The sequence below is a fragment of the Variovorax sp. 22077 genome, assembly GCF_052044195.1.
GTDB lineage: Bacteria > Pseudomonadota > Gammaproteobacteria > Burkholderiales > Burkholderiaceae_C > Variovorax > Variovorax atrisoli.
Map to the genome: position 1 here is coordinate 51,184 of NZ_JBQEQC010000023.1, position 18,758 is coordinate 69,941.

Here is an 18,758-nt window from a genome sequence, read left to right on the forward strand (position 1 = left end):
GCTGAGTGAGGGGCCGCGGCTGCAATGGCCGCCGCGTGCCCGCTTCGGTGGCCGGAAATGGAGTTTCTCCGCCTGCCTTGCCGGACCGGCCGGACGAATCCGCTCCCCCTTGCAGGACAACAGCCATAGTCGAACGCATGGGAGCGCCATGCGGTGCCGTCCTGCAAGCCGCCCCCGGCCGGGGTGCTTGAATTCGCCCGTGACCTTACTCATTCGCGGAGAAGCGACATGGAGCCTCATGACCAGCGGCTGCTAAGCATGGGCGTGCCGGGCCTGAACGACGTGCTCGGCGGCGGCCTCGAGCCGAACCGGCTTTATCTTTTCGAAGGCACGCCAGGTGCCGGCAAGACCACCATCGCGATGCAGTTCCTGCTCGAAGGCGTGGCGCGCGGCGAGTCCGTGCTTTACGTGACGTTGTCCGAGACAGAGCACGAACTGCGCGGCGTCGCCGTCTCGCACGGCTGGGACATTTCCAGCGTCCACGTGCGCGAGATGCTGCCCACCCAGGACAGCCTGCAGCCCGAGGAGCAGTACACCATGTTCCACCCCTCGGAGGTGGAGCTGAGCGAAACCACGCTGCGCCTGCTGCGCGACGTGGAGGCCATCAAGCCTTCGCGCATCGTGTTCGATTCGCTCTCCGAGCTGCGGCTGCTTTCGGGCACCTCGCTGCGCTACCGCCGGCAGATCCTGGCGCTCAAGCAGTTCTTCGCAGGGCGCCAGTGCACAGTTCTGCTGCTGGACGACATGACCGCCACCGAGCACGACCTGCAGGTTCAGAGCATCGCGCACGCGGTGGTGCGGCTGGAGCAGTCGAACTCCGACTACGGCGCCGCCCGCCGCCGCCTGCTGGTCGTGAAGTACCGCGGTCAATCGTTTCGCGGCGGCTACCACGACTACAAGATCGGCCGCGGCGGCCTGCAGGTGTTTCCGCGCCTGGTGGCGGCCGAACACCTCAACGACACCGCGCTGACCAAGCTGCCCAGCGGCCTGGAGGCGCTCGATGCGCTGCTGGGCGGTGGTCTCGAGAAGGGCACCAGCACCCTGTTCATCGGCGCGCCGGGCACGGGCAAGTCGTCGGTCGCGGTGCAGTTCGCCGTCGCGGCGGCCGAGCGCGGCGAGGCTTCGGGCCTCTTCATCTTCGACGAGAGCGTCAACACCCTGCGCACGCGCTGCAACGGCCTGGGCATGAAGCTGGAGCCACATCTCCGATCGGGCCTCATCCGCCTCAAGCAGGTCGACCCGGCCGAACTGTCGCCCGGCGAGCTGGTGCACGAGATCCGCCAGGCGGTGACCCAGCACGGCGCGAAAGTGATCGTGATCGACAGCCTGAACGGCTACCTCAACGCGATGCCCGACGAGCGCTTTCTCATCGTGCAGCTGCACGAGCTGCTCACCTACCTCGGGCAGTCCGGCGTGGCGACGCTGCTGGTCGGCGCGCAGCACGGGCTCATCGGCGCGCAGATGCAGACGGCGGTGGACGCCAGCTACCTTGCCGACGCGGTGGTGCTGCTGCGCTACTACGAGGCCGAGGGGGAAGTGCGGCAGGCCATCTCGGTGCTCAAGAAACGCGGCGGCGTGCACGAGCGCTCCATCCGCGCTTTCTCGATGGACCAGCACGGCCTGCACGTGGGCGATCCGCTGCGCCGCTTCAGAGGCATCCTGACCGGCGTGCCGGTGCCGATCGACGGCCCCGCCACACCCCCGCCGTGACCGAGAGCCTGACGATCCAGCTGCCGCAGCTGCGAGATCCGCAGTTGCGCGTGCTGATGAGACCTGCGACCGCGAAGGACGCCGCGATGACGGCGGTCGTGCTCGAGCGCGCCGGCATCGAGGCCCGTACCTGCGCCGATCTTCCCGAGGTGCTGCGAGAAATGGCCGAGGGCGCCGGCGCGCTGCTGGTGTCCGAGGAACTGCTCTCGGGCAGCGGCGCCGCCGAACTCGCCGCGGCCGTGGCGGCCCAGCCCCCGTGGTCCGACCTGCCGGTGCTGATACTCGCGCGGCAGGGCGCCGACTCGCGCGCCATCTCCACCGCGATGGAAGGCATGGCCAACGTCACCGTGCTGGAGCGTCCGCTGCGCGTGGCCTCGCTGGTCAGCGCGTTGCGCAGCGCGCTGCGTGCGCGCCGCCGGCAGTACGAACTGCGCCGCATGCTGGACGAGCTCAACGAGGCAGACAGGCGCAAGACCGAGTTCCTGGCCACCCTGGCGCACGAACTGCGCAACCCGATGGCGCCGCTGAGCACCGCGCTGGCCATCCTCAAGCGCAAGCCGCTGACGTCGGAAGCCGCACTGCCCTACTACGAACTCATGGGCCGCCAGCTCGACCACATGGTGCGGCTGGTGAACGACCTGATGGAGGTCTCGCGCATCACGCGCGGCAAGATCGAACTCCAGCTGGACGAGCTCGCGCTGGAAAAGGTGATCCGCGGCGCGGTGGAGCTCAGCCGCCCCCTGATGGACGCCGGCCGCCACGCCCTCGGGCTGCACATCGCCGACGCCTCGCTGGCGGTGAAAGGCGACGGCGTACGCCTCACCCAGGTGTTCTCGAACCTGCTGAACAACGCCGCCAAGTACACGCCCGAGGGCGGACGCATCGACGTCTTCCTGGAGCACGACGGCCACGGCCATGCGGTGGTGCGCGTGAAGGACAGCGGCACCGGCATCCCGGCCGCCATGCTGGACGCGATCTTCGACATGTTCGTGCAGGTCAGCGGCACCGCGCGCGCAGCGCAGGGCGGGCTGGGCATCGGGCTCACGCTGGTGAAGAGCATCGTGGAACTGCACGGCGGCACGGTCAGCGCCAGGAGCGAGGGGGCGGATCGCGGAAGCGAGTTCACCGTGTCCCTGCCCCTGCTCGGCCACGGCGCGCGAACCAGTACGGAGTCGACGACGCCCGAAGCCGCGATGGCGGTGAACCATCGCATCCTGGTGGTGGACGACAACCGCGATGCGGCCGAATCGCTGGAGACGCTGCTGGGGCTGCTCGGCGCGAAGGTCGCGGTGGCGTTCAACGGCCCGGACGCGCTGGCGAAGGCCGAACTCTTCGATCCGTCGCTCGCCATCCTCGACATCGGCATGCCCGGCATGGATGGCTGCGAGCTGGCGCGCCGCCTGCGGGCGCATCCGCGGCTGCATGGCATCGGCCTGATCGCGCTCACGGGCTGGGGCCAGCCCGACGATCGGCTTCGTATCGCGCAGGCAGGCTTCGACCATCACCTGCTGAAGCCGGTCGATGTCGACGAACTGACGTTGGCGCTGCAGAAGCTCGAGCGGCGCGCCGCGGGCTGAGACGCTACGCGAAGGAAGGGCTCTGGCAGCCCTTCCCTTTTCCTCAGAGCTCGCTGCCGTCGCGCAGCTGCCGCGCCTTGTAGACCAGCCGCACGCTCGCCCGCCGCGGGTCGCCCGACTGCTGCTGCACGTAGATGTCGGTGTCGTTGCTCACCCATGCCGCATACGCGCTGCCCGGGTCGCGCGACGAAAGCTCGTTGCCGAACGCACCGCGGCCCCATTGCACCAGCGCCGCGAAGGCTGCCGCACCGGCATCGGGCGTCGATTGCGCCGAGGCCACGTACTCGACGCGCCGCAGCTCCGAGGCGGCGAAGAAGAAGGTCGGCTCGAACAGCAGGCCGGCCATCTCGACGGGCGCCGCACGCCACGAACCCACGAGGCCGCCACCCAGGCGCTGCGGCCTCTGCACGCGTTCGGCGGCAGGCAAGGCGGCCTGCAGTTCCTCCGCCGACATGCCCAGGCGCACGCCGGGCGGCAGGGCCTGCGCGTGCAGGGCGCCTGCGGCGAGAAGGGCCGCGCTCATGGCGAGCGCGCGAAGAATGATCGGAAAGCGGGGAAGTCTCACGTCGGGCATCGGAGGAAGGGGGCGGCGGCAGCGTGGGACCGCAAGTATCGCGCGGAGTTCCGGTCCGCCACCTTTCCCCTGCCCTACCCCTGCCCTTGCCTGGTCGTCAGTCCTCGACGAAGGCCTCTTCGCGCTTGGCCTTCACCGAGGGCAGCAGCACCACGATCAGCAGCAGCGCGGCCGCGACCAGCAGGCCCGCCGACAGCGGCCGCGACACGAACACGCTCCAGTCGCCGCGCGACAGCAGCAGCGCCCGGCGCAGGTTCTCTTCCATCATCGGCCCGAGGATGAAGCCCAGCAGCAGCGGCGCGGGCTCGCACTTCAGCTTGAGGAACAGATAGCCCACGATGCCGAAGATGGCCACCATCCACACGTCGAAGGTGTTGTTGTTCTCCGAGTAGACGCCCACCGCGCAGAACAGCACGATCGACGGGAAGAGCCACTTGTAGGGAATGGTCAGCAGCTTGATCCAGATGCCGATCATCGGCAGGTTCAGCACGATCAGCATCAGGTTGCCGATCCACATCGAGGCGATCAGGCCCCAGAAGAGCTCGGGGTTGCTGGTCATGACCTGGGGACCCGGCTGGATGTTGTGGATGGTCATCGCACCCACCATCAGCGCCATCACCGCGTTGGGCGGGATGCCCAGCGTCAGCAGCGGGATGAAGGAAGTCTGCGCACCGGCGTTGTTGGCCGACTCGGGGCCCGCCACGCCGCGGATGTTGCCCTTGCCGAAGTCGGTCTCGCCCTGCTTGAGCTTGATCTTCTTCTCGATCGTGTAGGCCGCGAAGGCCGACAGCAGCGCGCCGCCGCCGGGCAGGATGCCCAGCGCCGAGCCCAGCGCCGTGCCTCGCAGCACCGCGGGCGTCATGTCCTTGAAGTCCTGCTTGGTGGGCCACAGGCCCTTCACCTTGGCGGTGAACACCTCGCGCTCGTGCTCGGGCACCGCGAGGTTGGCGATGATCTCGCCGTAGCCGAACACGCCCATGGCGATGGCGATGAAGCCGATGCCGTCGGTCAGTTCAGGAATGTCGAAGCTGTAGCGCGCCACGCCCGAGTTCACGTCGGTGCCCACGAGGCCGAGCGCGAGGCCCAGCAGGATCATCGTGATGGCCTTCAGCAGCGAGCCCGAGGCCAGCACCACGGCGCCGATCAGGCCCAGGATCATCAGCGAGAAATACTCGGCCGGGCCGAACTTGAAGGCCAGCTCGGTCAGCGGCGGCGCGAAGGCAGCCAGGATCAGCGTACCGACGCAGCCCGCGAAGAACGAGCCCAGGCCGGCCGCAGCCAACGCCGGCCCGGCCCTTCCCTTGCGCGCCATCTGGTAGCCGTCGATGACGGTCACCACCGATGAGGACTCACCGGGGAGGTTCACAAGGATTGCCGTGGTGGAGCCGCCGTACTGCGCGCCGTAGTAGATGCCCGCGAGCATGATCAGCGCCGACACCGGCGGCAGCGCGTACGTGGCCGGCAGCAGCATCGCGATGGTCGCCACGGGGCCGATGCCCGGCAGCACGCCGATCAGCGTGCCCAGCAGGCAGCCCACGAAGGCATAGACGAGGTTCTGCGCCGTGAAGGCGACGCCGAAGCCGATCGAGAGATTGGTAATCAGGTCCATGTGTCTTGTGTCAGGTCTTGTTGTTCTTCTTCGCGCATCAACCCGAGATGAAGGTCGGCCACACCTGGAACTGCAGCTTCAGCGCGACCACGAAGGCCAGGTAGCTGCCCAGCGCCAGGATGGTCGCGAGGATGGTCACGCCCTTCCAGCCGAAGTTGTCCCCGGCAAGGCTGGCGATGAAGGTCAGCGCGTAGATGGCGACGATGAGGCCCATCGACGGCAGTCCGATGCTCGGCAGGCCGCCCAGCAGCACGCCGAACATCAGGTTCGCGCCGATGATGAAGACCAGCGGCTTCCATGCGATGCGCCCGACGGGCTCGCCGTCCTCCGTCTCCACGGCCAGCGCCTTGAGCGTGATGAGCACGCCCATGAGGGCGATGAGGATGCCCACGATCAGGGGGAAGTAGCCCGGGCCCATGCGTGCCCCGGTGCCGACGTTGTAGGTCGTGGCGCCCCATGCGAAGGCCACGCCGAAGGCGCTGAAGAGCACGCCCGAGCAGAAGTCTCTCTGGCTCTTGATTCTCAAAGTAGATGTCTCCTGGAACTGCGTTGATCCGCACGAGATGTGCGCCCAGCCGATCCTAGGAATTCACGGCCCCGCCGTGCATGAACAGAACATTGCCATTCGGCAATGCTTGCGGTCTCAGTCCGCCATCGGCAGGTCGATGCACGCGCGCAGCCCTGGCTTCGCGTCCGCGAAGTCGAGCCGCCCGCCATGCAGCGCCACCACGGCGAGCACGCTCGCAAGGCCGAGGCCGTGCCCCGGCACGCTGCGGTCGAGCCGGTGGAAGCGCACGCCGATGCGCTCGTGCTCCGTCCTCGGTATGCCGGGCCCGTCGTCCTGCACGAAGAACTGCGCCCTGCCGTCCACCGTGTGGGTTCCGATGCGCACCGTGGCGCCGGTGCCTGCGTACTTGAGCGCGTTGTCGAGCAGGTTGGCGGCAGCGCCCGCCAGCAGGTCGCGGTCACCCAGCGCGACGGCCATGTCGGCGGGCTCGCGCAGCAGCGCGATGCCCCGCACCTCGGCCACGGCCTCATAGAGTTCCGCCACGTCGTCGGCGATGACGTGCAGCGCCACCGGCGCGAACTGCTGCCGCCGCGCGCCGGCTTCCACCTCGGCGATCTGAAGCAGCTTCTCGAACACCACGGCCAGTTCTTCCAGTTCGCGGATGGCGGTGCTCACCGCATCGCGCTGGGAGTCGCCGGCGTCGAGTCCGGCCTCCACGGCGCGCAGCCGCACCAGTACGCGCGTGAGGGGCGTACGCAGGTTGTGCGCGATGGTGTTGGAGACGTGGCGCACCCCGTCCATCAGCGACTGGATGCGGTCGAGCATGGCGTTGATGTCGTGCTCCAGCAGCGCGAACTCGTCCTCCTCGCCCGAAGGCTCGACGCGCTCCTGCAGCTCGCCCGCAGCGATGCGCACCGCCGTGCGCCGCACCGCACCCACGCTGCGTTCCAGCTCCTGCCGGAAGACGAAGGTGCCGCCGATCAGCAGCAGCACCGCCACGATGCCCGCGGCCGCGCTCGCGCTGGCCACCAGCGACTCGATGGACTCCTGGTCGCGCAGGTCGTGCCCCACCACCAGCATGCCGCCGTCGGGCAGCGTGCGCATCACCAGGTAGGCGATGACGGTCTGCCCCGAGCGCACCACGCGGCGGTGCACGCCGTCGCCGGCATCGGGGGCCTGCGAGGGCATCTGGTCGAGGTTGCCCGCGAGCTTGTTGCCTTCGCGGTCGGTCAGCAGGTAGATCTCGTTGTCGGAGTTGCGTCCGTCGGAGAGCGCGTTCGAGATCTCGCCGGCCACGCCGTCGGCGCCGCGCGCGTCGTAGCGCACCATCAGCTGCTGCATGCTCGCGGTCACCTGCCGCACCATGCGCTGCTGCAGCACGCCAACCGTCTGCATGTAGACGATGGCCAGCGCCGCCAGCATGGTGATCGCCACCAGCAGCCCGTAGTAGAAGGCGAGCCGGAAGCCGACCGAGCGCCACAGCCGGCGCAGGGCCGCCGTCATTGCGGCGCCGACAGCGTGTAGCCCACGCCGCGCACGGTGTGGATCAGCGTGGGTGCGCCGCCCGCGTCGAGCTTGCCGCGCAGCCGGCTGACCTGCACGTCGATCACGTTGGTCTGCGGGTCGAACTGGTAGTCCCACACCGCCTCCAGCAGCATGGTGCGCGTGACCACCTGGCCCGGATGCATCATGAGATAGGCCAGGAGGCGGAACTCGCGCGGCTGCAGCGCGATGGCGCGGCCCCCGCGCTCCACATGCCGGCGCGCGAGATCGAGCGTGAGGTCGGCCACCTGCAGCATGCGGATCTCGGGCCCGGTGCGCGAGCGGCGCACCAGCGCTTCGGCGCGCGCCGCGAGTTCCGAAAAGGCGAAAGGCTTGGCCAGGTAGTCGTCGCCGCCGGCCTTGAGGCCGCGCACGCGCTCGTCGAGCGCGTTCAGCGCGCTGAGCACCAGCACCGGCGTCTTCCTGCCGAGCGCGCGCATGGTCGAGAGGATCGACAGGCCGTCGACCTCGTTGGGCAGCATGCGGTCGAGGATGACGATGTCCCACTGCTCGCCGGTGGCGCGTGCGAGCGCGTCGGTGCCGTCACGGCTGATCACCGCCACGTGGCCGAGCGAGCGGAATCCTTCGGCGATGTAGCGCGCGTTGTCGGCGTCGTCCTCGACGATGAGGCAGCGCCACATGGCGGTGCTGCCTAGCACGCCGGTGCGGCGCCCCGGTACGGAGCGGCAGATGAAAGAGAGGGTTTCCGAGGAAGCTGCGTTCTGATGCTCATGGCGATGGAGTCGGCCGGCGCCCCGCCGTCACGTTCACGCGGGTGCCGCCGGGGCCATCCTAGCCGGCATTGGATCAGAGAAGGCGCGGCTGCTTCATTACCGTTTGTCCATGTTGGGCCGCCATGCTCGGACGCGCCCGCCGTGGCGATCCGTGGATGGCATGGATGTCGGCCTGGGTCAGTCCATGCCCTGGAGGGGCCCCGAGGCGCGGATCTGCGTCGCGGTCTTCGCCCAGGTCTTCTCCAGCATCCGGGACAGGTACGAGCCCGATTCCCAGCCCACCTGCAGCGCGATGGACAGCACCGAGTCGCGCGTGCTCCTCAGCAGGAACTCCGCGCGCTCCAGGCGCCGGCGCTGCAGGTAGGCCAGCGGCGACACGCCGTATTTCGCGCGGAAGACGCGCTCCACCTGCCGGCGCGAAACACGGTGCTGCTCGGCGAAGGCCTCCAGCGTCAGCGGCCGGGAAAGATCGGCTTCGATGGTTTCCGCCAGCAGTTCTGCCACCAGCAGGGCCGATGCGGGATCGCCGTCCGACAGCGGCTGGCCGCTGAGCCTTGCAGCTTCCATGACGAGCGCGCCGCACAGCGCATAGTTCTCCGCGGTGCCGGCCTTGGCCGACTCGAACATGCGCTGCGACAGCGCACGCAGCGCCGTGCTGCCGGCGCGCATGCCCTGCGATGGAGCGGAAACGCCCTGCGCCTGCAGCGCGGTGGCCCACAGCGCGGGGTCCACATAGACCGCGATGTGCGTCTGCCCTGCCGTGAGCGTGGTGGTCGAATGCGCGCTGCCGGCCGCAAACCAGAGGAAATGGCCGGGGCCCAGGGTCTGCGCGCCGCCCTGCGCATCGCCGACGCTGAAGCGTCCCGCCAGCGGCACGAACAGCATGTCGCAGTCGTGCACGTGCGTGTCGGTGGCGTAGCGCTCGCGGGCGTTCGCGACCATGGTGGCGTGGTGCGACAGGCGCTCGACGAACAGCGACTGGCGCGGCATCGGGGCCAGTGCCGGGGTCGGGGTGTTCAGGTGCATGGCCACTCCTTGTCGCATTTGAACTCGTGCATGTCGCAATCGGCCGCGCGCGTCCGCGCACGCTCAACAGAATCGGGAAACACCACTCCCGCTAGCAAGAAACATGAAACCCCAAGCACTGCGCCGCCGCGCGCTCCTCGGGCTGGCAGCCGCCGGCCTCCTGTACGGCCCTGCCGCCTCATGGTCGGCTCCGGAAACGGCCTACCCGGCCAAGCCGGTGACGATCATCGTACCCTTCCCCGCCGGCGGCGGCACCGACGTCATCTTCCGCTCGGTGCAGCAGCGGCTGCAGGCCGCGCTCGGCGTGTCGGTGATCATCGACAACCGCTCCGGCGCCGGCGGCACCGTGGGCACCGGCTTCGGCGCGAAGGCGAACCCCGACGGCTACACGCTGGTGGCCGCCACCACCTCGACCATCGCCTCCGCCGACGCCGTCTACCCCAAGCTGCCCTACGACCCGGTCAAGGACCTCGTGCCCATCGGCACCATCGGCACCACGCCCTTCGTGCTGGTGGTGACCCCCTCGCTCGCAGCGCGCGACGTGAAGGGCTTCGTCGACCACGCCAAGGCCCATCCGCAGGCGCTCAACTACGGCAGCATCGGCAACGGCAGCCTGAGCCACCTGGCGGGCGAGCTCTTCAAGCAGCGCACCGGCATCGAGATGACCCATGTGCCCTACCGCGGCGCGGCGCCCGCGCAGGCCGACCTGATGGCGGGCCAGATCCAGGCGCTGTTCGACAACCCGCCTGCCCTGCTCGCGCAGGTGCGTGGCGGCCGCATGCGGGCGCTGGCGATCAGCGAGCCCTCGGCCGGCTTCGAGGGCCTGCCGACCTTCGAGCAGGCCGGCATCAAGGGTTTCAGGCCTCAGCTCTGGTACGGCCTGATGGCACCCGCAGCGACGCCGCAGCCGGTGGTGCAGCGCCTGCGCGCCGCGCTCGACACCGCCATGCGCGATGCAGGCCTGCGCGCCGACATGCAGTCCAAGGGCGTGACGCCGTGGACCGTGACGCCCGATGCGTTCCAGGCACGGATCCGCAGCGACATCCAGCTCTGGGGCGGCATCGCGCGCTCGGTGAATGCGAAGGCCGAATGACGATGACGACACCCCACCCTCCGCACGCCCACAACATCCGCGTCTTCGTGGGGTCCGACCCGAGGATCGGCGGCAACCCCGCACCGGTCTGGCTTGATGCCGACGCGCTCTCCACCGCGCAGATGCAGGAATACACGCGGCGCAGCGGCCATGAATCGGTCTTCGTGCTGAAGCCCGCAACGCCCGCGCACGCCCTGCGCATGCGCTACTTCGTGCCCAACCACGAAATGGAGATGTGCGGCCACGCCACCGTCGGCGCGCTCTGGCTGCTGCACCGGCGCGGCGAATGGGACGGCTCGCCCATCGCCATCGAGACGCTGAGCGGCACCGTGACCGGCCGCCGCGTCGACGGCACGGTACAGATCAGCCAGCCTCGCGCGGTGGTGGAGGAAGTGAGGCAGCAGGCGCTGGTCGAGGAGATCGCACGCTGCCTGGGCATCGATGCGGCAAGCGTCGTCGGGCCCGTGCTCAACGCCGCGACCAGCCGCGTGAAGACGCTGGTGCGGCTGGCCGATACGACGCAGCTCCACGGCTTGCGCGTGGATTTCGCCCGCGTCGAGTCGCTGTGCGAGCGGCTGGGCTCGACCGGGCTGTATCCGTACGCGCTTTCGGATGGGGAAGGCGAGGTCTGCACGGTCAGTGCGCGGCAGTTCCCCAAGTCCTCCGGCTATCCCGAAGATGCGGCCACGGGCATCGCCGCAGCGGCACTCGCATGGGGCCTGCGCCACCTGGGCCTGGTGGGCACGGATGCGCTCACGGTGACGGTGCGGCAGGGCGAAGCCATGGGCTCGCCTTCCGCCATCCATGTCGGCCTGCCGTCGGAAGCGAAGGCGCAGGAAGGCTGCCGGGTCGGCGGCGAGTGCTGCGAGGAACCGCCGGAGGATCTGCGCCTTGACGTGCACTGCCCGCCGGAAGCGGCGCGAGCCAGCCCTTCCGGAACCTACGCCACCTTCTCGAAGGCGGGCGGGCTGTGGCACTCCAGCGGCGTCGTCGGGCGCGAGAACGGCGAAGTCATCGCCGGGCCGCTGCGGGGGCCGGACGACGTGGAGCGCGGCCAGCGCGCGGCGGTGGCTGCAGTGGCCGCTCTGCTGCGCGCCGCACGGGAAGAGCTGGGCAGCCTCTCGCGCGTCGCCCGCGTCGTCGCGCTGAACGGATACCTCCAGACCGGCGGGGATTTCGCGGAACACGCGAAGGTGATGGACGCCGCATCGGACCTGCTGCGGCAGGTCTTTCCCGAGGCACCGCTGCCGGCCCGCACGACCGTCGGCGTCACGTCGCTGCCGCGCGGCGGCGCGGCCGAGGTGTCGTTGACGCTGGAAGTACGCGACTGACCTCCGCGGCGCGCCGCCCAGCTCTTTTCTTCTACTGGTACGCCGCCAGCTCCTGCTTCGCGATGGCGTTGCGATGCACCTCGTCGGGACCGTCCGCCACGCGCAGGTGCCGCTCGTAGGCGTAGAAGTTCGTGAGCAGCGTGTCCTGGCTCAGGCCCATGGCGCCGTAGGCCTGCATGGCCCAGTCGATCACCTTCACGCAGTTGTTGGGCGTGAGCACCTTGATCATCGCGATCTCCTTCGCGGCGACCTTGTTGCCCACGGTGTCCATGCGGTAGGCGGCGTTGAGCACCATCCAGCGCGACTGCTCGATGAGCATGCGCGACTCGGCGATGCGCTCGCGCCACACGCCCTGCTCCGACAGCGGCTTGTGGAAGGCGGTGCGCGACACCAGGCGCCGGCACATCATCTCCAGCGCGGCCTCGGCCATGCCGATGGCGCGCATGCAGTGGTGGATGCGGCCGGGCCCGAGGCGGCCCTGTGCGATCTCGAAGCCGCGGCCTTCGCCCAGCAGGATGTTCTCCACCGGCACGCGCACGTTCTCGAACACGATCTCCGGGTGGCCGAAGGGCGGGTCGTACACGCCCAGCAGCGCCATGTCGCGCACGATGGTCACGCCGGGCGTGTTCTTCGGCACCAGGATCATCGACTGCTGCCTGTGGCGATCGGCGTTGTCGGGGTCGGTCTTGCCCATGAGCACGAAGATCTCGCAGCGCTCGTTCATCGCGCCGGTGATGTACCACTTGCGGCCGTTGATGACGTACTCGTCGCCCTCGCGGCGGATGCTGCAGCGGATGTTGGTGGCGTCGCTGGAGGCCACCTCGGGCTCGGTCATCGCGAAGGAGGAGCGGATCTCGCCGGCCAGCAGCGGCTTGAGCCAGCGCTCCTGCTGCGCCTTGGTGCCGTAGCGCGCCAGCACTTCCATGTTGCCGGTGTCGGGCGCGGAGCAGTTGAAGATCTCCGAGCACCAGTAGCGCCGGCCCATGATCTCGCACAGCGGCGCGTACTCGACGTTGCTGAGGCCAGGGCCGTGCTCCGACTCGGGCAGGAAGAGGTTCCACAGCCCGCGCTCGCGCGCCTTGGCCTTGAGGCCGGCCATCATCGGTAGCTCGGCATACGGCCGGCCCGCGCGGGCATTGGCGGCCAGCTCCTCCTCATGGCGCTTCTCGTTGGGGTAGACGTGCTCGTCCATGAACCTGAGCAGTTCCTCGCGCAGCGCGATCACCCGGGGCGTGAATTCGAAATGCATGGTGCGTCCTTCGGCAAGAGTCGATGTGTAGGTGTGGCTTGAAGGTACGTCGCACGCCGTGTTTCGCACGGTCTTCCGGGTGACAGCGCAGCCCACGTGCTGTCACCTTCGCAGCAGCGGCCGGCGCGACAATGCGGGCATGACCGCCAGCCCCACGGAAGTTTCTTCTTCTCCCGCCTCGCCGCGCCCCGTGCGCATGGCCGCGACCCTCATCGTGCTGCGCGACGCGAACGCCGGCCTCGAGGTGCTGATGCTGCGGCGGGCCGAGAAGGCCAACGACCAGAACAGCGGCGCGAGCGTGTTCCCGGGCGGCGTGATCGACGCGCACGACCGCGGCCTGCACGGCTGCTGCAGCGGCCTCGACGACCGTGCCGCGAGCGAGCGGCTCGAAGTGCCCGATGGCGGCCTCGACTACTACGCGGCGGCGATCCGCGAATGCTTCGAGGAAGCCGGGCTGCTGTTCGCGACCGATTCCGCCGGGCGGCCAGTGACGCTCGACGGCCTGCCTCCAGGCCAGCTCGCCGGAATGCGCCATGCGGCGGAACAAGGCACCGACGCGCTGCTCTCGCTGTGCGCGCAGCACGGCTGGAAGCTCGCGGCCGACCGGCTCGCGTACTTCTCGCACTGGCTCACGCCGCCGGGCATGCCGCGCCGCTTCGACACGCGCTTCTTCCTCGCCACCATGCCCGAGGCGCAGAGCGTTCGGCCCGACGGGCGCGAGACGGTCGAGCACATGTGGCTGCGCCCCGCCGATGCGGTCGACCCGGCACGCGGGCTCAAGCTGATGAACGTGACGCGCCGCATCCTGCTGGAGCTCGCGCGATTCCAAAGCGTGCAGGAGCTCATGGCGCATGCGCGCGGCCTCAAGCACATTCCCCGCGTGATGCCCCGGCTGGCGGACGGTCCGAAGGGAAGGCGGCCGGTGAACATGGAGGAGCCTTCTTACGAGGAAGTCGGCTTCGTCGATCCGGACGGCGAAGGCGGCGGGCGCTATGCGCACGAGGCCGGGCTGGCGATGCGGCTTTCGGCGCGGGTGCTCCGGGTGACCGGGGAAGCTGGCGACGGATCGGGCACGCTGGTGCACGGCTATTTCGTGGGAACAGCGGGCGGCGATTGCGCCCTGATCTACGCATCGCCCGCAAGCCGCGCGCATGCCGAGGCGCTTGCCGCTGCGGCGCCGGGGCATGTGCGATGGCTTCTGTCGACGCAGGCGCCTTCGGAAGACGCCCTGCGCGAACTCTGGCCCGATGCTTCCGCCGCGGCACCGGCGCCTGGAGAACAGATCCGCATCGGCGACGCCACGCTGCGCGCGCTGCCGGGTGATGGCGATGCGCAATCGCGCCGGTTCCTCCTGGTCGAGGAAGGGACCCTGTTCACGGGCGCTTCCGATGCGCCCGCGGCCGGCGAAGAGCAGGTTCGCTGGATCGCGCCGCGCCAAGGCTTCCTGCACAGCCGGCGCTGACCGCCGCGCAGCGCCTCATCGCGCCGCACGGCCGTGGCATGCATCGTGCAAGATCGGCACATCATGCTTCCCCTGTCTCCCGACGCGCTGCGCCAGCGGCTGCGGTCCTTCGCATCGCGCGCGCAGCCCGTGCGCATTCTTCTCACCCTCGGCAGTCTCATGGCGGGCTGCGCCTGGACCGGCCACACCGATGCGGTGATTCCCCTCTTCCTCGGCGCCATCGCCAGCGCGCTGGCCGAGACCGACGACAGCTGGCGCGGCCGGCTGCGAGCGCAGCTGGTCACGCTCGTCTGCTTCGCAGCCATCGCCTTCGCGGTGGAGGCGGCCTTCGGCATGCCGCTGCTGTTCATCGCCGGGTTCGCGCTGGCCGCCTTCTGGCTCACCATGCTCGGCGCGGTGGAGGCGCGCTACAAGGCGATCGCGTATGCGACGCTGATCCTCGCGATGTACGCCACGCTGGGCATCGAGAACATGGGCGAGCACGGCGTCGTGCATCGCGGACGCGAGCCCCTGCTGCTGGTGGCCGGCGCGGCCTGGTACGGCGTGTTCTCGGTGCTGTGGTGCGCGGCCTTTCCGGCACAGCCGGTGCAGGCGCGGCTGGTGACGCTATTCACCGTGCTGGGCAACTATGTGCGCTACAAGGCGTCGCTGTTCGAGCCGCTGCGCGGCATCGACATCGAGCGCAAGCGGCTCGCGCTCGCACAGCTCAACGCCGAGGTGGTGACCGAGCTCAACGCGGCCAAGGAGAGCATCTTCCGCCGCATCGGCGCGCGGGCGCCGACGGGCCGCATCTCCCGCTACCGGGGGCTGTACCTGATCGCGCAGGACGTGCACGAGCGCGCCAGTTCCTCGCACGACGACTACAACGCGCTGGCCGACGCCTTCTTCCACAGCGACCTGCTCTACCGCTGCCAGCGCGTGCTGGGCCTGCAGGGGCTGGCCTGCCAGCGTCTGGCCGATTCGATCGCGCGGCGCGAGCCCTTCGAGGTGGGAACGGAGACCGTGCAGGCGCTGGCCGACCTGCGCAGCGCCATCGAGCACGAGCGCGCGCGGGACGGCACGCCCGCACGGCTGGCGCTGCTGGCCTCGGTGGAGGCGCTGGCGCGCAATCTGGCGCTGCTCGACGGACAGCTCGCGGGGGCCAGCCAGCCCTCGGCGCGCGCGGGCCGTACCGAGATGGGCCTGTTCGACCGCTCGCCGCGCTCCTGGCGCGACGCCGTCGAGCGCGTGCGGCGCCAGCTCACGGTGCGATCGCCGCTCTTTCGGCATGCGCTGCGGCTGTCGATCGCGCTGGTGGCGGGCTACGGGGTGATGCAGCTCATCCATCCGGCGCAGGGCTACTGGATCCTGCTGACCACGCTCTTCGTCTGCCAGCAGACGTATGGCGACACCATCGCGCGCATGGGGCAGCGCATTGCCGGCACCGCCCTGGGCGTGGTGGCGGGCTGGGCGCTGCTGCAGCTCTTTCCGCAGCCGCTGGTGCAGTCGGTGCTCGCGGTGATCGCCGGGGTGCTGTTCTTCGCGACCCGCGCCACGCGCTACCTCCTGGCCACCGCATCCATGACGCTGCTGGTGCTGATGTGCTTCAACCAGGTCGGCGACAGCGGCGTGCTGCTGGTGCCGCGGCTGGTCGACACTGCCATCGGCAGCGCGATCGCCGGGCTGGCGGTGCTGCTGGTGCTGCCTCACTGGCAGGCCCGCCGCATCAACGAGCTGGCGGCTGCCGCCATGCGCGGACATGCGGGCTACCTGCGGCAGATCGTCGGCCAGTACCGCACCGGCGCGCGCGACCACCTCGACTACCGGCTGGCGCGGCGCAACGACCACAACGCGGACGCGGCGCTGTCCACCGCGGTGTCGGACATGTTCCGCGAGCCGGGCTACGTGCGGCCGCGCGCGGGGGTGGCGCTGCGCTTCCTCATCCGCTCGCACACGCTGCTGAGCTATCTGTCGGCGCTCGGCGCACACCGTGCCGCAGTGCCCGATTCGGCCCAGATGGCGGTGCTGCATGCATCGGCCGAGGGGGCGATCGCGGCGCTGGAGGCGCTGGCGGCCGGGCTGGAAAAGGGCGTGGTGGATGTAACAGGCCGCATCGAATCGGAAGCCGCCGCGCGCGCAGCGCTGGCGCAGGCGGCGGCCGACAGCGGCGAACGCGGCGATCCGCATGCGCGAACTTTCCATACCGAACTCGGTCTGATCTGGCTGCAGATAGACGCCCTGCGCGCCCATGCGAGCGAATGGCTGCAGCCCGAAGGCAGCGAAAACACGACCGCGCCGGCCTGAGGGGCGAGTGAACATCCGTGCGATCAGGTCGGTTGAAAGCGCCGCTGCGGGCACCCTCCCGCGCGGCAGGTAAAATACCCCTACATGTCCCGCTGGTTTGCCGCTACCGTTCTTGCCATCATGTTGTCCTGCTACGGCTTCGCCGTGCTTGCGCACAACATGCTCGGTGCCGGCCATTCGCACAGCGAACCGCAGACCGCCCAGGCCACGCAGACGCTGATCGTCAGCGTCGCCTTCCCGGACACGTCCGACCGCTCCGCCTCCTCCGACATTCCAGCGCCCGCCGAAGCCCAGAAGGCCGCGGCCGCAGGCGATGTCGACAATTCCTCCGACGACACCCTGTCCCTCGACGAAGCCGGCTCCGAACACGCCGAGCTGGTCGATGCCCGCAACGGCGCACCCGCGCTGCTGCGCTTCACTGAACAGCCGCCGAAACTCGGCCTGACCACCATCGTCTCGCCGTTCCTGGCGCGACCCAAGCGGCCACCCCGCGCCGCTGCCTTCGTCGCCTAGGCCCTCCAGGGCCTTCGCGACCGGGAGCCGCGATGGCTCCCGCCCCCTTGCGATCCGGCACGGCCGCCATTGGCGGCGCCCGCATCGCACCGCTGCCACTCGCTCTCTCACATTCACGGCCCTGTGCCCTTTCCGCGCGCCATCCATTGCGCGCCCCCGGCGCCGGTCCAGCTTCAAGGAACAACAGGAAATGAACAACAGCCCTACCGCCTATCACGACAGCATCGAGCTGCCGATCGCTTCGCCGCAGGAGCGCAACCGCGTCCTGCGCAACACCTACTGGCTGCTCGCGCTGTCGATGCTGCCCACCGTGCTCGGCGCCTGGATCGGCGTCTCCACCGGTTTCTCGCGCGCTATGTCGCCGGGCATCGGCCTGATGGTCTTCCTCGGCGGCGCCTTCGGCTTCATGTACGCCATCGAGAAGACGAAGGAATCGGCCGCCGGCGTGCCGGTGCTGCTGGCCTTCACCTTCTTCATGGGCCTGATGCTGTCGCGCCTGGTGGGCACCGTGCTCGGCCTGGCCAACGGCGCCAGCCTGGTGATGACGGCCTTCGCCGGCACCGGCGCGATCTTCTTCGGCATGGCCACGCTGTCGTCGGTGATCAAGCGCGACCTGTCCGCCATGGGCAAGTGGCTCTTCATCGGCGCCATCCTGCTGCTGGTGGCGGGCATCGCCAACTTCTTCATCAAGTCGAGCGCGCTGATGATGACGCTGTCGGTGCTGGCCATCGGCATCTTCTCGGCCTTCATCCTGCACGACCTCAAGCGCGTGAAGGACGGCCTGGAGACCAACTACATCTCCGCCACGCTGGGTGTGTATCTCAGCATCTACAACGTCTTCCAGTCGCTGCTGGCCCTGCTGGGCATCGCCGGCGGCCGGGACGAGTGATTCCCCACGAAGGAAGAAACGGAAGGAACATCCCATGCGTCTCACCACCAAAGGCCGCTTCGCGGTCACCGCGATGATCGACATCGCCCTTCATGGGCGATCGGGCCCCGTCACGCTGGCCTCGATCAGCCTGCGCCAGCGCGTGTCGCTTTCGTACCTCGAACTGCTGTTCGGCAAGCTGCGCCGCGCCAGCCTGGTCGAATCGACCCGCGGCCCCGGCGGCGGGTATTCGCTCAGCCGCAAGGCGGCCGAGATTTCCGTGGCCGACATCGTCCTCTCGATCGAGGAACATGATGCCGAGACCACCCGCCGGCGCGATGCCGACGCGCCGGACGAAGCCGGCCGCTGCGAGATCGACGAGCTCTGGGCCACCGTGAACCTGCGGGCGGTCGAGTTCCTCCGCTCGATCTCGCTGCAGAGCCTGGTCGACGAGCAGAAGGCCAAGGGCGTGCAGGCCGCGGTGCGCAGCGAAGTGCGGCGTTCGCCCAGCGGGCAGCCCGTCACGCGCAAGCCCTTCGTCGTCGATGCGCCGAACTCGGTGTTCGCGCTGGGACGGCGACAGCAAAGCGCCAGCTAGCTCCCCAGGCCAGCAAGCCCGCCCGGCCCATGCGGCAGGGCCCGCCGCCACGGATCGACGTGGCGGCGGGCTCTCGCCCGC

16 protein-coding genes are annotated in these 18,758 nt (G+C 69.5%); 9 read left to right on the top strand and 7 right to left on the bottom strand.

Going from position 1 to position 18,758, the window contains the following annotated elements; all coding sequences use genetic code 11:
• Positions 1–228: 228 nt before the first annotated feature.
• Together ACTJLF_RS27110 and ACTJLF_RS27115 are read left to right on the top strand one after the other, a co-directional pair.
• Positions 229–1,710, top strand: a complete 1,482-nt coding sequence (locus ACTJLF_RS27110; RefSeq protein WP_440884281.1) for an ATPase domain-containing protein — start codon at positions 229–231, stop codon at positions 1,708–1,710.
• On the top strand, positions 1,707–3,287 hold the full coding sequence (locus ACTJLF_RS27115; protein WP_440884282.1) for a hybrid sensor histidine kinase/response regulator: 1,581 nt from the start codon (positions 1,707–1,709) through the stop codon (positions 3,285–3,287). Before ACTJLF_RS27110 ends, ACTJLF_RS27115 begins: the two co-directional genes overlap by 4 nt.
• Before the next feature lie 43 nt (positions 3,288–3,330).
• Here ACTJLF_RS27115 and ACTJLF_RS27120 read toward each other — a convergent pair whose 3' ends face one another.
• From ACTJLF_RS27120 to ACTJLF_RS27145, 6 genes are all read right to left on the bottom strand, one after another.
• Positions 3,331–3,810, bottom strand: coding sequence for a hypothetical protein (locus ACTJLF_RS27120; RefSeq protein WP_244164374.1), 480 nt, complete (start codon positions 3,808–3,810; stop codon positions 3,331–3,333).
• A gap of 148 nt (positions 3,811–3,958) precedes the next feature.
• Complete coding sequence (locus ACTJLF_RS27125; RefSeq protein ID WP_019656506.1) at positions 3,959–5,470, bottom strand: tripartite tricarboxylate transporter permease; 1,512 nt, start codon at positions 5,468–5,470, stop codon at positions 3,959–3,961.
• 37 nt (positions 5,471–5,507) lie between these two features.
• Positions 5,508–5,996: a tripartite tricarboxylate transporter TctB family protein gene (locus tag ACTJLF_RS27130; protein ID WP_019656505.1), complete on the bottom strand. Its 489-nt coding sequence runs from the start codon at positions 5,994–5,996 to the stop codon at positions 5,508–5,510.
• Between the two features lie 117 nt (positions 5,997–6,113).
• Positions 6,114–7,481, bottom strand: a complete 1,368-nt coding sequence (locus ACTJLF_RS27135; protein WP_440884283.1) for a sensor histidine kinase — start codon at positions 7,479–7,481, stop codon at positions 6,114–6,116.
• Complete coding sequence (locus ACTJLF_RS27140) at positions 7,478–8,161, bottom strand: response regulator transcription factor (RefSeq protein WP_020723231.1); 684 nt, start codon at positions 8,159–8,161, stop codon at positions 7,478–7,480. Before ACTJLF_RS27140 ends, ACTJLF_RS27135 begins: the two co-directional genes overlap by 4 nt.
• 270 nt (positions 8,162–8,431) lie before the next feature.
• Positions 8,432–9,280 (bottom strand): AraC family transcriptional regulator, encoded by an 849-nt coding sequence (locus tag ACTJLF_RS27145; protein WP_416491604.1) that lies wholly within the window; start codon positions 9,278–9,280, stop codon positions 8,432–8,434.
• 103 nt (positions 9,281–9,383) lie between these two features.
• Here ACTJLF_RS27145 and ACTJLF_RS27150 point away from each other — a divergent pair, with 103 nt between their 5' ends.
• Together ACTJLF_RS27150 and ACTJLF_RS27155 are read left to right on the top strand one after the other, a co-directional pair.
• A complete protein-coding gene (locus tag ACTJLF_RS27150; RefSeq protein WP_440884284.1) occupies positions 9,384–10,373 on the top strand; it encodes a Bug family tripartite tricarboxylate transporter substrate binding protein in 990 nt (329 codons plus the stop codon).
• A gap of 2 nt (positions 10,374–10,375) precedes the next feature.
• The gene (locus tag ACTJLF_RS27155) at positions 10,376–11,704 is read left to right on the top strand and encodes a PhzF family phenazine biosynthesis isomerase (protein WP_440884285.1); all 1,329 of its coding nucleotides are present in this window, start codon (positions 10,376–10,378) and stop codon (positions 11,702–11,704) included.
• Positions 11,705–11,735: 31 nt separating this feature from the next.
• On the opposite strand, the gene ACTJLF_RS27160 is transcribed toward ACTJLF_RS27155, so the two are convergent.
• Complete coding sequence (locus tag ACTJLF_RS27160) at positions 11,736–12,953, bottom strand: acyl-CoA dehydrogenase family protein (RefSeq protein WP_019656499.1); 1,218 nt, start codon at positions 12,951–12,953, stop codon at positions 11,736–11,738.
• 139 nt (positions 12,954–13,092) lie between these two features.
• Between ACTJLF_RS27160 and ACTJLF_RS27165 the strand changes: the two genes are divergently transcribed.
• The 5 genes from ACTJLF_RS27165 to ACTJLF_RS27185 all read left to right on the top strand — a co-directional run bounded on the left by ACTJLF_RS27165 (position 13,093) and on the right by ACTJLF_RS27185 (position 18,677).
• The gene (locus ACTJLF_RS27165) at positions 13,093–14,415 is read left to right on the top strand and encodes an NUDIX hydrolase (protein WP_440884286.1); all 1,323 of its coding nucleotides are present in this window, start codon (positions 13,093–13,095) and stop codon (positions 14,413–14,415) included.
• A gap of 63 nt (positions 14,416–14,478) precedes the next feature.
• On the top strand, positions 14,479–16,698 hold the full coding sequence (gene yccS / locus ACTJLF_RS27170) for a YccS family putative transporter (RefSeq protein ID WP_440884287.1): 2,220 nt from the start codon (positions 14,479–14,481) through the stop codon (positions 16,696–16,698).
• Between the two features lie 84 nt (positions 16,699–16,782).
• The gene (locus tag ACTJLF_RS27175; RefSeq protein WP_240649936.1) at positions 16,783–17,211 is read left to right on the top strand and encodes a hypothetical protein; all 429 of its coding nucleotides are present in this window, start codon (positions 16,783–16,785) and stop codon (positions 17,209–17,211) included.
• 190 nt (positions 17,212–17,401) lie between these two features.
• Positions 17,402–18,100, top strand: a complete 699-nt coding sequence (locus tag ACTJLF_RS27180; RefSeq protein ID WP_019656495.1) for a Bax inhibitor-1/YccA family protein — start codon at positions 17,402–17,404, stop codon at positions 18,098–18,100.
• A gap of 34 nt (positions 18,101–18,134) precedes the next feature.
• On the top strand, positions 18,135–18,677 hold the full coding sequence (locus ACTJLF_RS27185) for an Rrf2 family transcriptional regulator (RefSeq protein ID WP_019656494.1): 543 nt from the start codon (positions 18,135–18,137) through the stop codon (positions 18,675–18,677).
• Positions 18,678–18,758 lie beyond the last annotated feature (81 nt).

Bases quoted from the DNA above. Each gene is read 5' to 3' on its own strand.
- ACTJLF_RS27165 (WP_440884286.1), top strand. From the start codon at position 13,093: ATGACCGCCAGCCCCACGGAAGTTTCTTCTTCTCCCGCCTCGCCGCGC.
- ACTJLF_RS27110 (WP_440884281.1), top strand. From the start codon at position 229: ATGGAGCCTCATGACCAGCGGCTGCTAAGCATGGGCGTGCCGGGCCTG.
- ACTJLF_RS27150 (WP_440884284.1), top strand. From the start codon at position 9,384: ATGAAACCCCAAGCACTGCGCCGCCGCGCGCTCCTCGGGCTGGCAGCC.
- ACTJLF_RS27145 (WP_416491604.1), bottom strand. From the start codon at position 9,280: ATGCACCTGAACACCCCGACCCCGGCACTGGCCCCGATGCCGCGCCAG.
- ACTJLF_RS27140 (WP_020723231.1), bottom strand. From the start codon at position 8,161: ATGTGGCGCTGCCTCATCGTCGAGGACGACGCCGACAACGCGCGCTAC.
- ACTJLF_RS27185 (WP_019656494.1), top strand. From the start codon at position 18,135: ATGCGTCTCACCACCAAAGGCCGCTTCGCGGTCACCGCGATGATCGAC.
- ACTJLF_RS27180 (WP_019656495.1), top strand. From the start codon at position 17,402: ATGAACAACAGCCCTACCGCCTATCACGACAGCATCGAGCTGCCGATC.
- ACTJLF_RS27155 (WP_440884285.1), top strand. From the start codon at position 10,376: ATGACGACACCCCACCCTCCGCACGCCCACAACATCCGCGTCTTCGTG.
- ACTJLF_RS27175 (WP_240649936.1), top strand. From the start codon at position 16,783: ATGTCCCGCTGGTTTGCCGCTACCGTTCTTGCCATCATGTTGTCCTGC.
- yccS (WP_440884287.1), top strand. From the start codon at position 14,479: ATGCTTCCCCTGTCTCCCGACGCGCTGCGCCAGCGGCTGCGGTCCTTC.
- ACTJLF_RS27125 (WP_019656506.1), bottom strand. From the start codon at position 5,470: ATGGACCTGATTACCAATCTCTCGATCGGCTTCGGCGTCGCCTTCACG.
- ACTJLF_RS27160 (WP_019656499.1), bottom strand. From the start codon at position 12,953: ATGCATTTCGAATTCACGCCCCGGGTGATCGCGCTGCGCGAGGAACTG.
- ACTJLF_RS27135 (WP_440884283.1), bottom strand. From the start codon at position 7,481: ATGACGGCGGCCCTGCGCCGGCTGTGGCGCTCGGTCGGCTTCCGGCTC.
- ACTJLF_RS27120 (WP_244164374.1), bottom strand. From the start codon at position 3,810: ATGAGCGCGGCCCTTCTCGCCGCAGGCGCCCTGCACGCGCAGGCCCTG.